We start from the raw sequence: 21,802 nt of genomic DNA on the forward strand, positions 1-21,802 counted from the left end.
TCACCTTTCACCAAGGGCCAGTACGGCGTGGGGGTTCGCCGCGCCGGCACGCAGCACGTCGGCCAGCGCCCGCGCCCAACCCGTGACCGTCGCGCTGTCGAGCACCTCCGGCCAGAACAGGACCTCCAGGCGCAGCCGGTCACTCTCGCCGGAGACGTCGATCATCAGGTCCAGGTCCATCACGGGGTCCGCCAGCTCGCGCGGCACGACCTCCAGGTCCGCCAGCGACACCCCGGTACGCCACGCGCCCTGGTGGGTGATCTTGACCTGGAACAGCGGGAACCGGCCGGCCTTGCGCGGCGGGTTCACCGCCGCGACAAGCTTGTGGAACGGCAGCCGGTCGTGCTCCTGCGCGCCGAGTACCTGCCGCCTGGCCAGGTCGAGCAGCTCACCGAACGTCGGTGCGGCACCCGGCGCGAGCCGGACCGGCAGCTGGTTGACGAACGTGCCGATCAGCTCCTCGCTGCCGGGCCACGAGCGGTTGACCGAGTCGACGCCGAGCACCAGGTCGGTGGCCGAGGTCGCGTCCCGCAGCACCACGTACGAGGCGGCGAGCACCGCCATGAACGGGGTCGCGCCGCGGGCACGGGCGGCCTCGGCGACGGCCCTGGTCTCCGCCGGCGTGAGATGGGTGACCACGTGGTCGGTGACGAACGCCGGCTTGGCCGGCCGCGGGCGGTCAAGTGGCAGGTCGATCGCCGGTGGCGCGCCGTCCAGTTGCTCGGTCCAGTACCGCGCGCACTCCTCGGCCTCCGCGCCCGCCAGCCACTCCCGCTCCGCGGCCACGTACCCGGAGAACGACGTGCGTGGCAACGGCACGTCGGTGGCGCCGGCGAGCCACCGCTCGTAGTGCTCGGCGATATCGCGCTTGAGCACCTCCAGGGACCAGCCGTCGGCGACCAGGTGGTGCATGGCGAACGTGAGCACGTGGTGGTCGTCGGCGACACGCGCCAGCCGCACCGTCGTCAGCGGCGGTTCGGGCGTGCGGGCGGAGATCTCGAAGTCGCCCAGAGTGCCCGTCTCCAGAACCATCTCGGCCTTGGGCCACACGACGGCCTTGGGGACTCCGCGCTCCTGGGTGAAGACGGTGCGCAGCGGCTCGTGCCGGGCGGCGACCGCGGCCAGTGCGTGCCGAAGCGCGTCTAGGTCGAGCCGCCCGCGCAGGTCGAGCGACAGGATCAGCAGGTTGGGCGCCTTCTTGCGGTGCAGCTGCTCGAAGAACCACAGCCGCTCCTGGCCGGAGGACAGCGCGCCGACCGCCCGCGGTTCCTCCTCCGTGACAGCGGGTTCCGCGGCCTCGATCGCGGCGAGGAGGCCACGCGGGGTCGGCCGGGACAAGAACGCCCGCAGGGACGTGCCTTCCGCGTCGAACCGGGCGCGTGCCGTGGAGACCAGCGTCATCGCCAGCAGCGAGTCGCCGCCCGAGGTGAAGAAGTCGTCGTCCGGGCCGGCCGAGGCCGCGCCCAGCGTCTCGGCGACCACGGCGCACACCGCGTCCAGGGTGGTGGCCTCGGCCGGGGCCGGCGCCACGTCCTCGGTGCGCATGCCCTCCAGTGCCCGGTGGTCGACCTTTCCGGAGGTGTTGACCGGCAACCGGTCGAGCACGGTCACCTCGTGCGGCACGAGGTACTGCGGGGCGGCGGCACGCATGGCCAGGAGCACGTCGGCCTGCGCGTTCAACGTCACGAACGCCCGCAGCCGGCCTGCCGTGTGCACGCAGGCAGCCGACCGCACCTCGGGCACCCGCAGCAGCTCGGCCTCCACGTCACCCAGCTCGACACGGTGGCCGCGGATCTTCACCTGCCGGTCGCGGCGGCCGTGGAAGTCGATCGTGCCGTCGGCGGCGCGGCTCGCGCGGTCGGCGGTGCGGTAGAGCCGCGCGCCCGGTGTGCCGGACAGCGCGTCCGGGACGAACGCGAGCGCGGTGCGCACCGGGTCGCCGATGTAGCCACGGCCGACGCCGTCACCGCCGACCAGCAGCTCACCCTCGGTGCCGGTCGGCACCTCTCGGCCATCCGCGTCCACCACGTACAGGCGGGTGTTGAGGATCTCCCTGCCGATCGACGGCCACGGCCGAGCGGCGCTCTGCGCCGCGGTCACCACGTGGTGGGTGACGTCGTCGGAGCACTCGGTCGGGCCGTACGCGTTGACGATCGGAATGTCCGGGCAGTGCTCGTACCAGCGTCGTGCGACCGCGCCGGGCAGCGCCTCCCCGGTGGCGACGAGGTAACGCAGCGACGAGAGCCCGGCCCGCAGGTCGTCGTCGAGCTGCGCGGTGAGCACGGCGAGGAACGACGGGACGATCTCCAGCACGGTCACCCCGTGCCGACGGACCCACGCCACCAGCTCGGCGGGCTCGGCGATGTTGCGTGGCGAAGCGACCGCGACCCGGGCGCCGACGGTGAGCGCGGTGAGCGTCTGCCACACCGAGATGTCGAACGACAGCGGCGCGGTGAGGCCGATGGCGTCGGCCGGCCCGAGGTCGAGGTCCGCGAGCTTGGCCGCGATGTGGTTGTCCATGCCGCCGTCGGCGACCATCGCGCCCTTGGGGGTGCCGGTCGACCCGGACGTGAAGATCACGTACGCGAGCCCGTCCCTCGGCCGGTCCGGCACCGGTGCCGGTTCCCCGGGTCCTGCCGCGTCGACGAGCACCTTCGGCACCGGGTCCAGCCCCTTGGCAACCTGGGCGGCGAACTCCTCGTGCCCCGGAGCGACAAGCAGGGCCCGCACGCCGGCTGCGGCGCACATCTGGTGCGCACGCCGAACCGGCACACTCGGCTCCACCGGGACGAACGCGGCGCCGGCGAGCAGCACGCCGAGCACCATCGCGACGTAGCCGGGGCCGCGGTCGGCGACCAGCGCCACCACGGTCTCGCGGCCGGCGCCGGTGGCCCGCAACGCTGCCGCGTGCCCGCGGGCCACCGTGTCCAGCTCGGCGTAGGTGGTGGTCACGCCGTCGGCCACCACGGCGGGCGCGCCGGGATTCTCCTTGTGGCACGAGGCGAACCGCGACAGCACGGGACTCACGACCGACTCGGTCATGACCAGCTCCTCTCCACCCCGTTGCTCACGGGAACCAGCTCGGCCAGTGGGGCGATGTCGGCCGGGACCAGCGCGCGAACCGCGGCGTGCACCCGGCGGGCGAGCTCCGCGATGCCCGCCGCGTCGAACCTGTTCGTCCGGTAGCGGTAGGACACCCTGTAGCCGCCGTCCCACTCCTCGATGTCGACGAGCAGCGGGTACGGGGCGGCGACGGCGTCCAGGTCGGTCGGCTCGACTTCCAGACCGGCCAGCTCGACCGGTTTGCCGGGCGGCTGCATCACGAGCATCACGTCGAACGGGGACCCGTCCCCGCCCGGCGTCGGTGTCAGCAGCGGTACCAGCTCCTGGAACGGCACGTTCGCGCACCGGTAGGCACGCAGCGCGCCCGCGCGGACGGCGGCCAGCGCGTCGGCCACCGAGTCGGCCGGGGACAGGTCCACGGCCAGGACCGAGACGTTCAGGAGCGGGCCGACGACCTGCCGCCACTCGGGCCGGTCGCGCTGGGCAATGAGCGTGCCGAGCATGACCAGCTCCCGCTCGGCCGACCCGCTGTGGGTGAGCGCGGCCAGTGCGGTCGCGAACACCATGTAGGGAGTGACGCCGGTGCGGCCGGCCAGGTCGCGCACCGAGGCGGCGAGGCCGGCGTCGAGCCAGTCGGTGTGCTTGGCCGCCTCCTCCTCGGCCGATGCGGGTGGCACGGCCCGGTCCGGCAGCGGGGACCTCGCCGCCTGGCGACCCGTGACGTCCTGCCACAGTGCGGCCAGCTCGCCGCGGTCGTGGTTGTCCCACCATGACCGTTCGTCGTGGCAGTAGTCCGCGAACCCGTAGCCCGCCTCCGGGGGCGTCAGCCGGTTGTAGCGGTCGGCGAGGTCGCTCAGGAACACCGTGAGGGACCAGCCGTCGCACACGATGTGGTCGATGTTGACGAACAGGCCCCAGTCACGTTCCCCGAGCCGCGCCAGCAACGCGCGGAACGGCAGCTCCCGGCGCAGGTCCGCGACCACCGCCGCCTCGTCGGCGACCAGTTGGTCGAACACCTCGTCGCCCAGCTCGGCCACCGGGCCGCGCAGGTCCAGACGGGTGAGCTCGAACTCCTCGGCCGGGCGCGCGGTCCAGGTCAGCTCGCCGCCGTCGGTGGCAAACCTGGCCAGCAGCACGGGATGCGCGGCCAGCGTCGCGCGGAGCGCCGTCTCCAACACCTGCTCGTCCAGCTCGCCGCGCAGGCGCAGCACACCGGGCATGTTGTACGTCGGCCGGCCGGGGTCGATCTCGCGCAGGAACCAGAACCGTTGCTGCGCGGCGCTCGCGGGCACCGGTTGTGTCGGGTCGGCGGGTGTCCGCTGCGGTGCGCGGTTCGCGGTCGCCGGGTCGGCTGCGCGCACGGAGGCGACGAAGTCGCGCAGGCGCGGGTTGGTGAACACGACGTCGACCACCAGCTGTACGCCGAGCAGCGCGTTGACACGGTCGATCATGGCGAGCGCGAGCAGGGAGTGGCCACCCAGCTGGAAGAAGCTGTCGTCCCAGCCGACCGTGTCCTGTTCCAGCAGGTCCGCCCAGAGCGACCGGACGGTCGCGGCGAGGGGGTCGTCCAGTTCGGTTGTCGCCCTCGTGGTCACCGGTGCCGTGAACTCCAGCGACCGGTAGTCGACCTTCCCGTTCTTGGACCGGGGCAGGCGGCCGAGCTCGGCGATGATCGTCGGGATCATGTGCCGGGGCAGCAGATCGGCGAGCACGGCGCGGAACCGCTCGTCCTCGTCGAGGCCGAGCACCGTCGCCGGCCCGTCCGGCGCGCCGGGACGGGCCAGGTAGCCGACGAGCGAGGCACCCGCCGGTCCATGGTGGACCTTCACCGCAGCCTCGACGACGCCGGGGCAGTGTCGCAGCGCGGCCTCGACCTCGCCGACCTCGATCCGCTGGCCGCGGATCTTGATCTGGGTGTCGGCACGGCCGAGGAACTCCAGGTCGCCGTCCGCGTTCACGCGGCCGAGGTCGCCGGTTCGGTAGAGCCGTCCGCCAGGCACGGCCGCGTACGGGTCCGGCACGAACATCTCGGCGGTGCGCCTCGGGTTGCCCCGGTAGCCGCGGCCGACCACTCCCCCGCCGACGTGCAGGAGGCCGACCACGCCGGGCGGCACGGGCTGAAGGTTCTCGTCCAAGACGTGCACGGTGGTGTTGGCGAGCGGCCGGCCGGCCGAGGTGGTCATCGGCGCGTCCGGTCCGGTCGCGCACAGCCCCGCGGTGACGTCGTCGGTGCACTCGGCCGGCCCGTAGGCGTTGTGCACGGGGATGCCGGGCAACTCCCGCACCCAGCGCCGCAGCACGTCGTGGGTCAGTGTCTCGCCCGTGGACAGCATCACGCGCAACGCACCCGGTGCCGCGGCGAGGCCGGCGTCGAGCAACGCCACGATGTTGGACGGCACCAGCTCCAGCATGGTCACGCCACCGTCCGCGACGGCCTTCAGCAGGCTCGCGGGCGACTGCGAGTCCGGCTCGGGCACGATCCGCACCCGGCCACCGGTCATCAGCTGGGTCAGCAGCTGCCACACGGAGATGTCGAACGACACGGGCGCGGTCTGGGCCACGCAGTCGTGCTCGGTGAGCCCGAAGTGCTCGACCATCTGCCACATGTGGTTCGTGACGCCGTAGTTCGTGGAGACGGCCGCCTTCGGCACTCCGGTGGAGCCGGAGGTGTGGATGATCGTCGACGCGGCGTGGTCGTGGCAGAGCCGCGGCGGCCGCGTGGTGCTGCTGCCCGAGGCAAGCTCGGCGAGGTCGAACACCTGACGGTCACCGAACAGGTGACGGCCCGACGGGGTGGCGATGATCGCGGCCGGCTCGACCGCTTCGACCATCGCCTCGGCGCGGCGGGGCGCCTCGCGCGGGCTGATGGGCACGTAGGCGCCGTCGGCCTTGTGCAGGCCGAGCAGCGCGACAAGGTAGTCGGCCGACCGGTCCGCGCTCATCACGACGGTGCGGTCGGTGCACACGCCGGCCGCCCGCAGCTTCTCGGCCACGTGGTTGGCACGGGCGTCCAGCTCGGCGTAGGTCAACCGCACCCGGCCGTCGTCGACCGCAACGCTGTCGGGCGTGCGGTCGACCCATCGCTCGAACGAGTCGAGGTAGTTCTCCGGCCGCGGCACATCGGGGCCGATGGCACGCTCGACGAGCACCGCGGCCTCGTCCGGGGTCAGCAGCGGCAGCGGGGTGGTCTGTCCCGCGCCGATCGCGGCGAGCAGCGTCGGCAACGTGCGCACCACCAGCTCGGCCTGCTCGCGGGAGACCGTGGCGGAGTCGTACTGGAGCTGGAAGTCCAGCACGTCGTCCCGTACCGCCACGTTCAGGCCGAGGCCGGACTGCGTGGTGTGGTCGGGGACCGGGTAGCCGTGCAGGGTGGCGGCGCCCGCTCGCAGCTCGGCCTTCTCATCACCCATCACGACGGCCGCCGCGCCGGGCAGCGCCGTGGTGTAGCAGCTGAACATGGCCTGGAAGATCGTGGCCGTCGCGGTGTCGCGGTCGGGGTTGACCAGCCGCACGATGTCGGACAACGGCTGGTCCGCGTGATCCAGCACGTCAAGGACGTGACGGTGCGTGCCGACGGCAAAATCGGTGAACGGCACCTCGGCGCGGTAGGTCGAGCGGACGGGTACCACGTTGACGAGGTAGCCGACCCACTCGGCGAGTGCCCGGTCGGTGCGTCCCGCGGTGGGGACGCCGACGATCAGGTCGGTCTGGCCGGACAGGCGGTGCAGCAGCACCTGGTAGGCGGCGAGCAGCAGGTTGTGCAGGGTCAGCCCGTGCTCGCGGGCGAACGCGGTCAGCGGTGCGGCGGGCACGGAGAACGCGAGCGACTCGCGGGGCGCGCCGGGATCGGGCGTGCCGAGGCCGGGGAGGGTGAGCGTGGGCAGCTCGCCGACCAGTTCGGCGCGCCAGAAGTCGCTGTGATCTCGTGCCGGGGCCGGGGCGGACGCCGGACGTGGTGCGGGTGGCTCGCCGGCCAGTTCGGCGCCCAGATCGGCCATGACGATCGCGAAGGACGACACGTCGCACACGATGTGGTGCAGTGACAACACGAAGAGCCAATCGGCGTCCCGCCGCAGCAGTGCGGCCCGCAGCGGCCTGCCGGTGGCGAGGTCGAACGGACGGGTCGCGAAGTCGCGGTACCAATCGGCTTCCTGCTGCGGATGCCACGTACGCGCGTCGACGGCCTCGATGTCCACGGTGGACGTGTCGCGCAGCTCGGCATGCGGAGCACTGTCGCGGGTGGTGATCGCCAGGCGCAGGCTCGGGTGGCGGGCGGCCATGGCCCTGAGCGCGGTGCGGAACGCGTCGGGATCGACGGTCCCGGTGACGCGGAACGCGCGTGTCACGTTGTAGTCGCCGCCGGGCGCGGCGCGGTGCAGGAACCACAGGGCGCGCTGGGAGGCGTTCAGCTCGTAGCCGTTGCCGGTGCCACCGATGGGGGTGGCCGGGAGGGTCGCGGTGGCAGCTTCGGCGAGATCGGCGAGATCGGCGATCGATTCCGCCCGCAGCACCGCCGTCGGCGCCAGCTCGACACCGAGCGCGTCCTCCAGGGCCTGGCGTATCCGCACGGCGGTGAGTGAGTCGGCTCCCAGGTCGGCGAGCGACGAGTCGGCCGACGGTGGCTCGGGCAGGCCGAGCAAGTCCCCGATGTGGGCGCACAGCGCCGCCGTCAGCGAGTCGGTGGCCAGGCGCTCCGTGAGCGACGACGTGCGGCCGGTGAGGGTGTCGTCGAGCAGCACGGGCAGTTCGCCGTCGAGGTGGCGCCGCCGTGCGGCGTACCGCTGGACCTTGCCGCTGGAGGTCTTGGTGATCGTGCCGGGCGGCACGATCAGGACCGTGCGTGCGGTGACGCCGTGGATGCGGGACAGCGTGGCCCGCACCCGCCCGGCGATCTCGCGGTACCGCGCGGGCAGCGTCCGCGCGTGTACTTCCTGGCACACCACGACCGCCTCGTCGCCGTCGTCCGCGACGCCGAACACCGCGCAGCGGCCGGGCCTGACGTCCGGGTCGCAGGTTCCGGCGTCCGCCTCCAGGTCCTCCGGGTAGATGTTGCGGCCGCGCTGGACGATCAGGTCCTTGCTCCGGCCCACGACGAACAGCTCGTCACCGTCACAAAAGCCGAGGTCGCCGGTGCGCAGGAAGGCCCCGAAGGCTGCCCCGCCCCAGTACCCCGCCCCGTTGCTGCCCCCCGAGACGGCGATCTCGCCGACCTGCCCGGCGCCGAGTTCGGTGCCGCTCTCGCGGTCGAGCACCCGCACGTCGGCGTGGTCGGGCATCCGGTAGGCGGTCAGCTCCCGACCGTCGTCGAACGTCCGGGAGACAGCGGGTGCGCCGGTCGTCACGAGCAGCGTCGCCTCGGCGAGGCCATAGCAGGGCAGGTGCGCCTCGTGCCGGAATCCGGTGTCGCGGAAGGCTTTTGTGAACGCCCGCAGGGTGCGCGGGTAGACCTGGGCCGCACCGTTGAACGCCACGCGCCAGCCGGACAGGTCGAGCCCGGCCTTCTCCTCGTCGGTGACCTTGCGGACGCACAGGTCGTACGCGAAGTTGGGGCCGCCGCTGATGTCCGCGCGCTCGTCGCTGATCACCTGGAGCCAGCTCGCGGGGCTCCGCAGGAACGACAACGGGTCGAGGATGACGCCCTTGGCACCGGCGTACAGCGGTTGCAGCATCGCGCCGATGAGGCCCATGTCGTGGTGCAGCGGCAGCCAGCTGACGATCGTGGAGTCCTGCGTGACGCCGAACGACCGCTGGATGGCGTTCTCGTTGTGCACGAGCGCACCGTGGGTCACGACGACGCCGCGCGGCGTACTGGTGGAGCCCGAGGTGTACTGAAGGAACGCGACGTCGTCGGCGACCGCGACCGGCAGTCCCGCGCCGTCGTCGGCGGCGGCCTCGATCCGGTCGGCAAGCAGCCAGTCGTGTGCCGCGGCGAATCCGCGCAGTTCCGGGTCCTCGCTCGCGGCGACCAGGTCCCGCACGAAGGACGGCGACACGACGAGCGAGACGTCACAGTCCCGCGCCACGTTCAGCACCCGCCGTCGCGCGCCCTCGTCCATCGGCAGCGGCACGGGCACGGCGATCACGCCTGCGGCGAGGCAACCGAGGAACGCGGGTGCGAACTCCGGTGCCGTCGGGAACAGCAGCAGCACCCGCGCGCCGGGCCGCACCTTCGCCGTGAGCGCACGGGCCACGGCGAGCGACCGGGCGCTCAGCGCCGCATAGGACAGATCCACTCGCGGGCCACCACCGACGGGGGCGACCGACAGCGCCACCTTCTCGGGCGAGCGTTGTGCGTGCTCGGCGAGCCGTGCGACCAGCCCACCGGGAATGAACCCGGTCATTGCTCTTCCTTCCAGTCGAAGCGGACGGCCGCCTCACTCGCGCCGAACATGAGTCGTGGGTCGAGCAGGCGCGTGCCCGCCGGGTCGACCGCGAAGTCCACCGTGGAGTCGAGCAGCCTGCGCAACGCGATACGGATCTCCACGCGCGCGAGCGGCGCGCCCAGGCAGTAGTGGATGCCGTGGCCGAAGGCGATGTGCGGGTTGGTCGAGCGCTCGATGTCGAAGACGTCCGGGCCGTCGAAGACCCGCGGGTCCCGGTTGGCGGCCGCGATCCACACGGACACCGTCTGGCCGGCGGGTATCTCGTGCCCGCCGACCACGACGTCCCGCGTGGTCTTGCGCTCCACTCTCGTGGTCTCCGACCGGTACCGCATGACCTCGTCGATGGCCGAGTTGAGCAGTTCGGGCCGGGTCTGCAGCATGGCCAGCGACTGCGGGTGCCGCGCGAGGACGATGATCGCGTTCACGAGCGTGAGGGTCGCAGCCTGCCCGGTGGACATCAGCAGGGCGACCAGGCCGGCGATCTCGTCGTCACCGAGGCGCTCACCGTCCACTTCGGCCGCGATGAGCCCGCTCGTCAGGTCGTCGGCCGGTGCGGCTCGCCGCTTGGCGATGAACCGGTGCAGGAACGCCTCGGCGATCTGGGTCTTGGTGAGCACCGCCTGCAGGCCGTTCTGCTCGGCGCCCGGGTCGGCGAGCGCGAGCAGGGCCTGCGACCACTCCTGGAACAGCCGGAGCCCGTTGCCGGGAATGCCGACCATCCGCGCGATGACGGTGGCCACGACCGGTGAGGCGAACTCCCGCACGAAAGACACCTCGGCGTTGCGCCGGATGCCGGTGAGGAACGTCTCGACCGTCTCGTGGATCATCGGCTCGAGCCCGGCGACATAGCGTGGCGTGAAGACCTGGCTCACCAGTGCCCGTAGCTGCCGGTGCCGAGGTGGGTCCATCCACGTCAGGTTGCCCTCGCGGTACAGGCGCATCGGCGAGTCGTCGGGCACCGGCCGCACCACGGCGTTGGAGAACGCGCCATGGTTGGCGAGCACCTCCTTGACCTCCCGATAGCCGAAGACGTGCCAGCCTCCGCCGCCCGGGGCCCGCTCGATCGGGTCGCGGGCACGCAGCCAGTCGGCCAGCGCCGTCTCGTCGGCGGGCGGTGGTGTCCACACGCTCGTCGTCACGCACATGCTCCCTTGGTAGCGACCGGTGTCAGGTGTTCGGCGACCCAGTCGTCCGCGTAGACCGTGTCGGCGTACGGTTCGCCGTTGTCGGCGCACAGGAACGCCACCACGGGCTCCCGGCCGCTGTGCCCGTCGAAGTGGTGGGTGATCGCGGCGTATACGCAGCCGGTGGAGCCGCCCGCGTAGATGCCGTGGTCGCGCAGCAGGGCCCGGCAGCCGGCCACCTCGTCCCTCTCGGACAGCACGACCACCTTGCTGATCCACGCGGCGTCGACCAGCGGCGGGCGGATGCTGGAGCCGATACCCGGAATGAGCCGGCGGGCCGGCGGGGCGCCGAAGATCGCCGAGCCCTCGACATCGACGGCCACCACGGTGGCGTCCGGCTGCTCCACGCCGAGCCTGTGCGAAAGGCCGTTGATCGTCGCGCCGGTGCCGACGCCCACGAACAGGTAATCGACACGGCCGACATCGGCGAGCAGCTCCCCCGCTGTCAGCTCGTAGTGGCCGCGCGCCCCGTCCGGGTTGGTGTACTGATCCGGCCAGTACACGTCCGGCAGCTCCGCGCGCAGCTCGGCGACCCGCGTGAGCCTGCTGAGCAGGTAGCCGCCCGTGCCGTCCGGCTCGGTGACCTTCTCCACCCGCGCGCACAACCGCCGCAGCGTCCGCTCGGTGGCCGCGTTGACGTTCGGGTCGAGGACCGGCACGAACGGCACGTTCAGCGCGTTGAGGAACGATGCGAGGGAGAGCGCGAAGTTTCCGGAGGACGATTCGACCACCGTGGTGTTCCTGGTGATCTCGCCGCGTCGCACGGCCTCTCGGAGGATCCAGATCGCCGCGCGGTCCTTGGCGCTTCCGGTGCGGTTCTCCGACTCCATCTTGGCGTAGAGCCGGATACCCGGGTAGGGCAGACGCACCACACGGGTCTTCGGCAGGTCGCGCAGCAGCGCGTCCACACGGTCGAGCAACGGCTTGTCGATCCGGACTTCCCGCTGCTGTGTTTCCGTGTTCTCCCGGCCGCTGCGCTCAGCAGGCGCAGACACGGAACCCCATGTCGTGGCAGCTGTAATCGGGCAGGTTGTAGATCCGCACCCACGCCAGGCAGCCACGGGGGTCGCAGTTGTTGTAGAAGGAACCGCCGCGGATCACGCCCAGCTCGATCGTGCCCACCCGCGTCTTGATGACCCGCCGCGGCTTGCTCTCGTCGAACGGGTAGTGATGGAAGCCGTTGGACATGATCTCCCACACGTTGCCCACGATGTCCTCGACGCCGTACGGGCCGGCCGCCTTCGGGTAGGCGCCGACGGGTGTGGTGTCACCGACGCCCATGCTGTGGTTGCAGTGCTCGGAGGTCGGCTCCTCGTTGCCCCACGGGTAGGCACGGCCGTCGGTGCCGCGCGCGGCCTTCTCCCACTCGGCCTCGTTGGGCAGCCGGGTGCCGGACCACTCACAGTAGGCGAGGCAGTCGTCGTAGCTGACATGGGTGACCGGATGATCGTCCTTGCCCTCGACGGTGGAGTCCGCACCGCGCGGCGTGCGCCAGGTCGCGCCGTCGATCGCCTTCCACAGGTAGTCCTGGTCCGGGACGACGACGGCCGGGTCACCGATCCACACCCAGCTCTTGCCCACCTTCTCGGCGGTGGTCACGTAGCCCGTCGCCTCGACGAACTTCCGGAACTCCCGCACGGTGACCGGGCTCTTGGCTATGCGGAACTCGGGCACGTCGATCTGGTGCTCGGGCGCGGCCGCCCGCAGCTTGCCGTCGTCCCGGCGCTCGTTGGAACCCATGGTGAACGGTCCACCGGGGATGGTGGCCCAGTAGTCCGCGGGGAATGCCTCGGCGGGCATGACTTCGGCCGTCACCTCGGTCACGGATTCTCCTTACTTCGTTGTGGATGCGGCCGGGACGTACCGGCCGTCGAGGTAGTAGCGCCACACAGTGGACAGCGGCGCGCTGCCACAGCGCACCACTCGGTCATGGAAGGCCTTCAGGTCGGCGGCCGAGTCACTGACGCCGGCCAGCTCGCGCCACCGCCGGATGCGCAGTTTGCCGAGCGTGTACATGGCGCCGGCCGGCTGAGCGGCCACGGCCAGCACCTCGCGGCCGGCGCGCTCCGGCGACCACGCACACAACGTGGCGGCCTCGGCGGCGGCAGCGCCGAACTTGCTCCGTCCCGAGTGGACGGAGAGGAAGACGAGCAGGCGGGTGGCAGCCTCCAGGGCGAACCGCAGGGCGGCCACCTCCACGAGCGGGCGGCCCTCGGCAAGGCCGCGCTCGATCGCCAACTCCTCGGTGTAGTGGGCCCATCCCTCGGTGACCCCGGGGAACCACGGCACACACCGGCGGATCGCGCCCGCGTGCTCAGAAGTGGTCTCGTGGTGCAGGTAGTGTCCGGGGAAGACCTCGTGCACGGCGATCATCTCGAGCATCGGCTCGTTGAGGTAGTCGCGCAGCGCGGCGGGGTCGCGCGGCTCCGGGACGTGCAGCACGTGTGGCTGCGGTGCTCTCTCGAGTGGACCGCCGACGTCGAAGACGACCGCCGCTGAGGTCGACGCGTCGCGGACGGGACGGATGTCGAGCCCCTGCCTGCTGGTCATGGTGACGACGTCCTGCTCGACCCAGAACCCCTGGAGCCGATCGATGATCCGCGACAGCGTACTTACCACCGAACCCGCTGGGACCCGTGCGCTCAGCAGGTCGTACGCCTCCTGCCGGGTGCGCACCCCCAGTCGTGCGGACAGTGCGTCGAGACGGGCGACCAGGCTCTCAACTTCGGCCTCCACCTCCGCGAGCAGCTCAGCCACCGGGGTGTCGACCCCCTCGGCCGCCTCGAGGTAGGCGGCGAGCAGGTCAGGACCGAGGACCGCCCGAGCCGGCTGGGTGGCCGCGACCGCGCCCGCGAAGCCGACGAACGCGGCGCTCGCCCGGCCGGCCAGCTCCATGAGGGAGCTGTCGGCCGACTCCGGCCGCTCAGCGACGAGTTGATCGACCAGGTCCCGAACGGACACCGCGCGGGCCCTGGCGTTCTCGACGCCACTGATCCGCTCGCCCGCCGGCAGAGTACGGCCGAGCGTCTTCGCCGTGGCCGCGAGAAAGTCCGGCAGCTGCGCGAGATGATGCGACAACGCCGCGACACGTTCGTCGAGCGATGCGTACTCGCCGCGCAGGTAGATGTGCACGCCGGTCTCGGCGAGCCATTCGTCGGGCCCGCGGTGGGACCGGCCCAGCTCGGCGATGCGGAACCGCTCATCAGTGAGCACCCGCATCGCCGTACCGAGGTCCGCCCGCACCTCCGGGTCCGCGTCCTCGGGCAAGGCGTCGAGCTGCCCGGAGACCGCGGCCAGCAAACCGTCCACATCGGACAGAGAGTCGGGCGCGACCTCAGGCAGCTGTCCGTCGAAGTCGTGACGGCCCGCCCGCCTGGCGACCTGCGGATAGCGGTCGAAAACATAGTCGACGACAGCGGAAACCGAACTCAGAGCACCGGACGTCATGTCACTTCCTGTCGCGCCGCTCCAGGGAGGCGACAATGGCGAATAGTTCAGAGATCAACGAGCTGACGGCGCGCGGAAACACACACGAATTGCGCGTTCGCGGAATGTGAGACGAGTCCGTCCGGCCAGGACGCCTTTCGGCGCCCGCACCGGGCTCGGTCCTCTAAGCCGTTTCGGCGCCCGGATTGGGCTCGATCACGTCGCCGTCCTCGCCGTAGATCACGTCGTCGTCGAGGCTGGCCAGCATGTCGCGGAGCTCCTCCGGCGACATGGCCTTGAGTTCATCGGCGTCCACAAGCTGTGAGAGAACCATTCGACTTCCCTGTGCGATAGGAGATCCGGCATTTTCGATGGCCTCGCGCACGCTCTTCGGGCGCATGTCGGTCCAGACCCGTGCGATGTGATCGAGGCACTCCTTGCGCGAGCGGGGACCGCCCACCGCCGTCCAGCCCGCCGGCAGATCACGTGACGCCGGCCAAATCGAGTACTGGTCCTCGCCGTTGATCACGACTAGGTATTCGGCGTTCTCGTCGTCGAACATCAGATCTGAGATCCCCCATACAGTCGTTCCCGACCGGAGCAACGCAGGATGCACCATTGGCAAGTTTCGCTGCTGGAACTTCGACCGCCAACTCCCCGAGCGATCTGGGCAAACCAACTTCCCCGCAGCTCAACGGGGCTCAAGCTAGATCGCGCGCCAGAGCCTGTCAAGGCTTTCCGTCGGCCCACCCGGCTAACGGACGGAGTATCCAAGGCACTTGATCGATGACGCATATGCGCTGGCCAGCGGGTGCAGAGGACCACTGAGGACAACAAAGCGATCAGCACGGGATCATGAATATTCGTCAGACCACCCGGCGACAGGTAACAGCGGCCGGGACCAACGGCTGTCTCCGTGACCGGCACGCCCCGGGCGGCCGGTGAACTAGCCCATACGAATGCGGTGTTGACCAAAGACGAGACCGGTGACGCGAAGTCGTTCCCATTGAGCTCACTCAATCAGCCACAATCCAGACGCTCACGAGTCCGGCAGAAGATCGCCACTCCCCAACCCGCCGATGAGCAGGTAGGGTCCGACGATGTCAGGGTGGAGGCGAGGGGGCACGCTTGCGGAGCATTGACATCCATGCAGTGGTGTACCCAGGCTTTGCGCCGTTGTCCGAAGTGAACACCTCAGACCGCGCGACCGGCGCCGCGCTCCACCTCGACATCAGTCGGCCCGGGCCCGTCCGGTCAGACACCACGCCTGACCGGACGCCGACCGATCGCGAGCAGTGACACGCGCGCGGGCGACCTCGGTCTTCCCTGCCCGCATGCGTCCGGCCGGCGCGGAAGACGATTAGGAGATGTCAGTGACGACGACGGCCCAACCGGTCTCTGTGGACGTGCGGACCAAGCTGAGCCCCGAGGAGTTCCACGCCGAATACATGGGACGCCGGCCGGTGGTGATGCGCGGCGCGGTCGCCGACATGCCCGCGGTGTCCACCTGGTCGGCCGCCCATCTCGCCGAGGTGGCGCCCGACCAGCAGGTGCGCGTCAAGGTCGGCACCGTTTCCGCGGGTCGCACCGCCGTCGTTCGCCTCGCCGACTACGCCCGCGAAGTCGCGGAGTGGGAGACCGGGGTCGCCGGGGACGACGACCCCGGCGACCCACCCGGCTACCTGCACGACGTGCCACTGCTGTCGATGATTCCGGCGCTGCGCCGCGACCTGGAGCCGTTCCCCGTCGAGTACTTCCCGCGGTTCTTCCGCGACCAGTGGTGGTCGTTCACGCAGTTCTTCGTCGGGCCCTCGCGCGCGCAGACCCCACTGCACTTCGACACACTGCTCACCCACAACCTGTTCTTCCAGATGCAGGGGTCGAAGCGGTTCGTCATGGTGGCCGACGCCGAGCGCGACAAGTGCTACACCTACAACTGGCGGTGGGCCGCGGTCGATCCGGAGGCGCCCGACCTCGAACGCTACCCGCTCTTCCGTGACGCGACGGTGCTGACCTGCGACGTCGAGGCAGGTGACATCTTCTACATGCCACCGGGCACACTGCACAAAGTCACCTCGCCCAGCGCGTCGATCTCGTTCAACATCGACTGGCACGACCGCGCCAGCGCACTGCGCGGCATCGCCGCGGTGCGCGAAGGCATGCCGCTGACGAACCTGCGGTACAACCTGCTGTTCGCGCTCGGGGTCGTCGCCGGCGCGCCGCGTGGCCTGCTGATGCCGGGGCTGCGCTCGTACTACTCCTACATCTCCTAGCGAAGGCCGGGCCGCGCTCTTACTACTCCCCCTTTAGGGAAAGGACTTCCTTGAGCATCTTCGAGCAGCACGAGTCGGGCGTGCGGTCCTACAGCAGGCGCTGGCCGGTCGTCTTCTCCCGCGCCACCGGAAGCCGGCTGCACACCGAGGACGGCCGGCGTTGGCTCGACTACTTCGCCGGGGCCGGCTCGCTGAACTACGGGCACAACAATCCGGTGCTCAAACGAGCGCTGCTCGACTACGTCGAGAACGACGGCATCACCAACGCGCTCGACATGTTCACCAGCGCACGGCGCGACCTGCTCGAGACGCTCGTCGAGGTGGTGCTGCGGCCGCGGAGCATGGACCACAAGGTGGTCTTTCCGGGCCCGGGGGGCGCCAACGCCGTCGAGGCGGCCCTGAAGCTGGCCCGCACGGTCACCGGCCGCAGCGGGGTCGTGCACTTCACCAACTCCTTCCACGGCGCGACGCTCGGCGCGCTCGCGGTCACGGGCAATCCCTTGCATCGCCGTTCCGCCGGCGTGCCGCTCACCGGCGCGACCCCGATGCCGTTCGACGGCCACGACGAGCACCCCCACCCGGAGCACCTGGCACGGCTCCTGGCCGGCCCGGGCAGCGGCCTCGACCTGCCGGCCGCGGTGATCGTGGAGACCGTGCAGGCCGAGGGCGGGATGAACGTGGCGAGCACCGAGTGGCTGCGTGCGCTCGCGGAACTGTGCCGGCAGCACGAGATCCTGCTGATCGTCGACGATGTACAGGTGGGCTGCGGGCGGACCGGCCCGTTCTTCAGCTTCGAGGACGCGGGCATCGTGCCGGACCTGATCTGCCTGTCGAAGTCCATCGGCGGGTACGGGCTGCCACTCGCGCTCCTCCTGGTCCGGCCGGATCTCGACGTGTGGCCGCCGGGCGCCCACAGCGGCACGTTCCGCGGTGTGAACCCGGCGTTCGTCACCGCGACGGAGGCGCTGCGCACCTACTGGCGGGACGACACACTGGAGAAGTCGACGCGCGCCAGGGGCGAGTGGGTCGGGACCGCGCTGCAGGGCATCGTCAATGCCCACCCCGGCGCAGGCCTGTCCACCCGCGGCCGTGGTCTCGTCCACGGGCTCGTGGTCGGCGCGGAGTTGGCCGACGCGGTGTCCGACGAGGCGTTCGCGCAGGGCCTGCTGGTGGAGACCTCCGGTCCTCGGGACGAGGTCGTCAAGCTGCTGCCGCCGCTGACGGTCTCCGACGCGGAGCTGGCCGAAGGGCTCGCGATCCTCGAGGAGTCCGTGCGCGTGGTGCTCGAACGGGCCGCATGAGCGCGATCCCGGCCGTTCCGATGTCAAGTCCGCCAGTGATCCCAGATGGAGAGTTGTTTGTGACCTCGCAGAACGTCGACCTCATGACGCAACCGGGGGAGGTCGTACGCATCCTGCCCGTGGACCCTTCGCTGCCCGGGCGGACGCCACGGCTCCACGGCGACGGTCCTGACCATGTCCGAGTGCCGGCGCAGGCCACAACACCGCTGGGAGAACGCTGATGGCGCAGGGGAAGGACAGCGGCAGGCGGCGCGCCCTGGCTGAAGCGCTTGCGCCGTTCTCGATAAGGGAGTTCCGCGTCCTGTGGACAGGGCAGGCCGTGTCGGCCGCCGGTGGCGGGATGACCAAGGTTGCGCTGCTCTTCGCCGTGCTGGCGGTGGACGGCTCGGTCACCGACATCGGGCTCGTGATGACCGCGCAGGTCACGATGCAGGTCCTCTTCACGCTGGCCGGGGGGGTGTGGGCGGACCGGCTGCCCCGCCAGTTCCTGATGCTGGCGTCCGACCTGATCCGCGCAGCCGCGCAGCTGGTGCTTGCCACGCTCCTGCTGACCGGCCACGCCGAGGTGTGGCATCTGATCGTCGGCTCCGCGGTCTTCGGTGCTGCCCAGGCATTCTTCGGTCCGGCGTCCAGCGGACTGATGGCGGAGATCGTGCCGCCGGAACAACTCCAGCGCAGCAACGCGCTGTTGTCCTTCTGCAACAGCGCCTTCACGGTACTGAGCCCGGCGCTGGCCGGTGTCGTGATCGCGCTGTGGGGGCCGGGCCTTGTGCTGGCCATCGACGCTGTCACGTTCATCGTGAGCGCGGTGTCCCTCGGGATGCTGCGGCTCGCCCCTCGCACCGTCCCCGCGCCCGAGTCGTTCCTGGGCGACCTGCGCACCGGTTGGCGCGAGTTCGTCATACGACCGTGGCTGTGGCTCAACCTGATCGCACACATGCTGCAAAACCTCGCCGTCGCGGCGTACTACGTGCTCGGCCCGGCGATCGCGGACAAGTCTCTGGGCGGGCCGTCCGCCTGGGGCGCCATTGTCGCGGGCTGGGCGGCCGGCGCCATCGCGGGCGGGTTCATCGCCCTGAAGCTGGAGCCGCGCCGGCCGTTGATCGTCGGCAACCTCGCACTGATCCTGACCGCGCTGCCGCTGCTGGCACTCGCGGTGCCCACCCCCCTGTGGACCGTGGTGGGCACGGCGTTCCTGAGCGGGGCGGCGACCATGTTCCTCGACGCGCTGTGGCAGGCGTCGATGCAGCAGATGATCCCCGCCGAGGTTCTGTCGCGGGTCGATTCCTACGACTGGATGCTCTCCACGCTGGCCGCCCCGCTCGGCCTCGCCCTGGTGGGCCCGCTGGCCGCCCAGACCGGTAACGCCCAGACCCTGCTGATCGCCGCCGCGATGATCGTCATCCCGTGCGGCCTCACGCCGCTCGTGCCCGGCATCCGCGCGGTCCGGCGCAGTCCCGACGGGGTCATCACCGGCCCGCCCGTCAAGCAACCTGCCCAAGTGTGAGACGACGACCGAGGGAACCATGGCCGACGAACAAAGCAGGTGGATCCGCCGTTACCGGGCCGCGCCCGAGGCGGCGGTCCAGTTGGTGTGCCTCCCGCACGCCGGTGGCTCCGCGAGCTATTACCGGCCGATGGCGATGGCACTGTTCCCCGCGGTCGAGGTGCTGGCGGTGCAATATCCCGGCAGACAGGATCGCGTCAACGAGCCGTACATCGGCGATTTCGCGGAGCTGACCGAGCGCACGCTCGCCGCGGTGCGGCCCGAACTGGATCGGCCGGTGGCGTTGTTCGGGCACAGCATGGGAGCGCTGCTGGCGTTCGAGGTGGCCAAGCGCCTGGAGGCCGAGGGGATCGAGCCGCTGGCGCTGTTCGCGTCGGGCGGGCGGCCGCCCGGCCGGCCGGTCCGACACGCGCACACGGCAACCGACGAGGAGCTGATCTCGGAGATCGCCGCCCTTGCCGGCACTGACAAGCGGCTGCTGGACAGCGAGGACATGCGAGTGCTTTTCCTGCCCGCGCTGCGCGGGGACTACCGGATGATGGGGACCTACCGATTCGATGGCCCCCGAGTGGCGTGCCCGGTCGTGTCCCTGACCGGCGACAACGACGACCTTGTCTCGGTCGATGACGCGGCCGCGTGGGCGGGCCACACCACCGGCCGGTTCGACCTGCATGTCTTTTCCGGCGGGCACTTCTACCTCGCCGACCAGTGGGCCGGTGTGGGCGAGGTGCTCGCGAAAAGCCTCGGGGCACACGTGCCGACGGGGACGGGGTGACGGTCAGGAACCGGCCTCGGAGGATCGCGTGGTCCCGCGGGCGCGTGCCGCGAGGCTGTCCGCCGGCTCCGGGCCACCGCCGAAGGACCGCGGCCCGGTAGAACGCTGTGCTCCAGGCGGGAGGCGGTGGACAGGCCGCCCGCGGATGACGGCGGATGCCGAGGTGTCGAAGCTCGCGGTCATGCGGGCCGTTGCCGGCTTCGCCTCCGAGGCACACCCGGCGCGGTTCGTCCGCGCCCATTCAAAAGCCGAGTTCGCCTGCCTGCCCGAGCGGTCCGGCCACACCAAGCGCCTGCGAGTGTTGGCGGACACGCTGACCGACCGGTTCGTCCGCGCCCTGGCCCGGGACACGGACCCGTGGCACGACGACGTGTGGCTCGTGGACTCCACGCCGGTGGCACGCGCCCACTCACGGCTCACCGTCAAGCGCTCCGAACCGGCCCCCTGGGCCGGATACGGCGGGTCATGGCTCGGTCGGCGCACCGCGGTCTCCGCGGTGGACCGCCCCCTCCTGGCAGAGGTGCCGCTGTCGGGTGACGCGGGCGATTCCACGGGCTCGGGCCCCGATACATGCCGTCGATGTCCGCATCGACTCGTGGTGCACCGCGACCGGCAGTCCGACCTCAGCGGTCGACCTGCCACGCGGGCTTCGCGACGATCTCCAGCACAGCGCAACCGAAGGCGAACCCGGCGGAGTCACCGAGCATGACGACCCGGTCCCCAACCGCCGCGGCACCCGTCTCCAGCAGGTGGGTGAGCCCGACGACCGGGTCGCCGCCGCTGAGGTGGCCGACCGTGCGTCCCAGGTCCCAGGTCGTGCGCTCGTCATCGATCTCGAACTCGGCGCAGAAGTCGCGGTCGACCATGAACCGCCCGTTGTACGGCAGGAGCCAGTGCCTGATGTCGCCGGCCCCGACCTCGGCGTCGGCGAGCGCGGCCCGCACGCAGTCGTGTTTGGCTTCGGTCATCGTCCGCATCATCGACACGACCCGTTTACGCTGCGCCTTGCGGAACTCCTGGCGGTCTTCGAACTGACCGGGGTCGAGTGCGGTCAGCCCGCTGAACCTGCCGTCGCCGATGATCTCGGTGGCGAGGAGCCGGGCGACGCCCTCCTCACGGCCCAGCACCATCGCGGTCGCGCCATCGGCGGGTACGCAGCCCTGGTCGTCGCGGTAGCGGTCGCCCTCCCCCACGTATTTGTCCGCCGAGGTCAGCACGGCCACACTGCCGGCGGACACATACATCGCGCCGACCTCCAGCGACGCGATCGCGCCGTTGCAGCCCTGCCGCACCCCGAGGGCGCGAGCCCGGCCGTCGTGGGCCATGCCCTGGACGTAGGAGGCCGGCTCGGCGACACCCTCCGGGCCCTGCTCGTCCACGTAGGCGTGGATGAACACACCGATGTCGGCCGGGTCGACGGCGGACCGGGCGATCGCGACTCGTGCGGCGTCGACGGCCATGTCAGCGGCGTATCTGGAGCCCGCGACCGAGATCGACTCGTAGCCGTGCGCGTCACGGATGGCCGGATCGTACCGGCCGGCCGCCACCGCGGCCTCCACCAACTCCCGTTCCCCCAGGGCCATGGCACAGGACCTGACGTAGACGTCGCCCCATTGCACGAGGCAACCTCCCTGAGCGGTAATGGTGTTGGGGGTGAACGAGTCCGACTCTAACGATGTCCGCTCAGCTTTGGCAACGGATAGGCCTGAGGTCAGGCCGTGCGGCCGGCGCTGGCCCAACCCGCCTGGTCGCACCACACCGACCGCGGGTCGACGTGGTCGCGCGGCAGTGCGGACAATCACGTCGGTGCGGCCGCCGGCCGGCTGGTCGCCCCTCCTCTCTCCGGTGCGGATGATTCGCAAGTGTGCCTTCACGAACCGGCGGCGCTGT

General features: G+C 71.0%; 12 protein-coding genes. 4 read left to right on the forward strand and 8 right to left on the reverse strand.

Annotated elements, in window-relative coordinates:
• From IEZ15_RS25110 to IEZ15_RS46780, 7 genes are all read right to left on the reverse strand, one after another.
• On the reverse strand, positions 1-3,042 hold the full coding sequence (locus tag IEZ15_RS25110) for a non-ribosomal peptide synthetase (RefSeq protein ID WP_189279467.1): 3,042 nt from the start codon (positions 3,040-3,042) through the stop codon (positions 1-3).
• Positions 3,039-9,404 carry a non-ribosomal peptide synthetase gene (locus tag IEZ15_RS25115; protein ID WP_189279468.1) on the reverse strand — a complete coding sequence of 2,122 codons (6,366 nt, stop codon included), beginning with the start codon at positions 9,402-9,404 and terminating at the stop codon, positions 3,039-3,041. Before IEZ15_RS25115 ends, IEZ15_RS25110 begins: the two co-directional genes overlap by 4 nt.
• Positions 9,401-10,585 carry a cytochrome P450 gene (locus IEZ15_RS25120; RefSeq protein ID WP_189279469.1) on the reverse strand — a complete coding sequence of 395 codons (1,185 nt, stop codon included), beginning with the start codon at positions 10,583-10,585 and terminating at the stop codon, positions 9,401-9,403. The genes IEZ15_RS25115 and IEZ15_RS25120 overlap by 4 nt, the downstream gene beginning before the upstream one ends.
• Complete coding sequence (locus IEZ15_RS25125) at positions 10,582-11,625, reverse strand: pyridoxal-phosphate dependent enzyme (RefSeq protein ID WP_229846101.1); 1,044 nt, start codon at positions 11,623-11,625, stop codon at positions 10,582-10,584. Before IEZ15_RS25125 ends, IEZ15_RS25120 begins: the two co-directional genes overlap by 4 nt.
• A complete protein-coding gene (locus tag IEZ15_RS25130) occupies positions 11,609-12,454 on the reverse strand; it encodes a formylglycine-generating enzyme family protein (protein WP_114242560.1) in 846 nt (281 codons plus the stop codon). Before IEZ15_RS25130 ends, IEZ15_RS25125 begins: the two co-directional genes overlap by 17 nt.
• A gap of 9 nt (positions 12,455-12,463) precedes the next feature.
• A complete protein-coding gene (locus tag IEZ15_RS25135; RefSeq protein ID WP_189279470.1) occupies positions 12,464-14,077 on the reverse strand; it encodes a DUF885 family protein in 1,614 nt (537 codons plus the stop codon).
• Between the two features lie 163 nt (positions 14,078-14,240).
• The gene (locus tag IEZ15_RS46780; protein ID WP_308427439.1) at positions 14,241-14,618 is read right to left on the reverse strand and encodes an MbtH family protein; all 378 of its coding nucleotides are present in this window, start codon (positions 14,616-14,618) and stop codon (positions 14,241-14,243) included.
• Positions 14,619-15,423: 805 nt separating this feature from the next.
• On the opposite strand from IEZ15_RS46780, the gene IEZ15_RS25145 reads away from it, so the two are divergent.
• From IEZ15_RS25145 to IEZ15_RS25160, 4 genes are all read left to right on the forward strand, one after another.
• Positions 15,424-16,329: a cupin-like domain-containing protein gene (locus tag IEZ15_RS25145; protein WP_114242563.1), complete on the forward strand. Its 906-nt coding sequence runs from the start codon at positions 15,424-15,426 to the stop codon at positions 16,327-16,329.
• 50 nt (positions 16,330-16,379) lie between these two features.
• The gene (gene ectB, locus IEZ15_RS25150; RefSeq protein ID WP_114242564.1) at positions 16,380-17,630 is read left to right on the forward strand and encodes a diaminobutyrate--2-oxoglutarate transaminase; all 1,251 of its coding nucleotides are present in this window, start codon (positions 16,380-16,382) and stop codon (positions 17,628-17,630) included.
• A 220-nt stretch (positions 17,631-17,850) separates the two neighbouring features.
• Complete coding sequence (locus IEZ15_RS25155; protein ID WP_114242565.1) at positions 17,851-19,137, forward strand: MFS transporter; 1,287 nt, start codon at positions 17,851-17,853, stop codon at positions 19,135-19,137.
• A gap of 19 nt (positions 19,138-19,156) precedes the next feature.
• Positions 19,157-19,912 carry a thioesterase II family protein gene (locus tag IEZ15_RS25160; RefSeq protein ID WP_189279471.1) on the forward strand — a complete coding sequence of 252 codons (756 nt, stop codon included), beginning with the start codon at positions 19,157-19,159 and terminating at the stop codon, positions 19,910-19,912.
• A 623-nt stretch (positions 19,913-20,535) separates the two neighbouring features.
• Here IEZ15_RS25160 and IEZ15_RS25165 read toward each other — a convergent pair.
• Complete coding sequence (locus IEZ15_RS25165; protein ID WP_189279472.1) at positions 20,536-21,531, reverse strand: ketoacyl-ACP synthase III family protein; 996 nt, start codon at positions 21,529-21,531, stop codon at positions 20,536-20,538.
• Between the last annotated feature and the right edge of the window lie 271 nt (positions 21,532-21,802).

The organism is Streptomyces atratus (assembly GCF_014648655.1).
GTDB classification, from domain to species: Bacteria; Actinomycetota; Actinomycetes; order Streptomycetales; family Streptomycetaceae; genus Streptomyces; species Streptomyces atratus.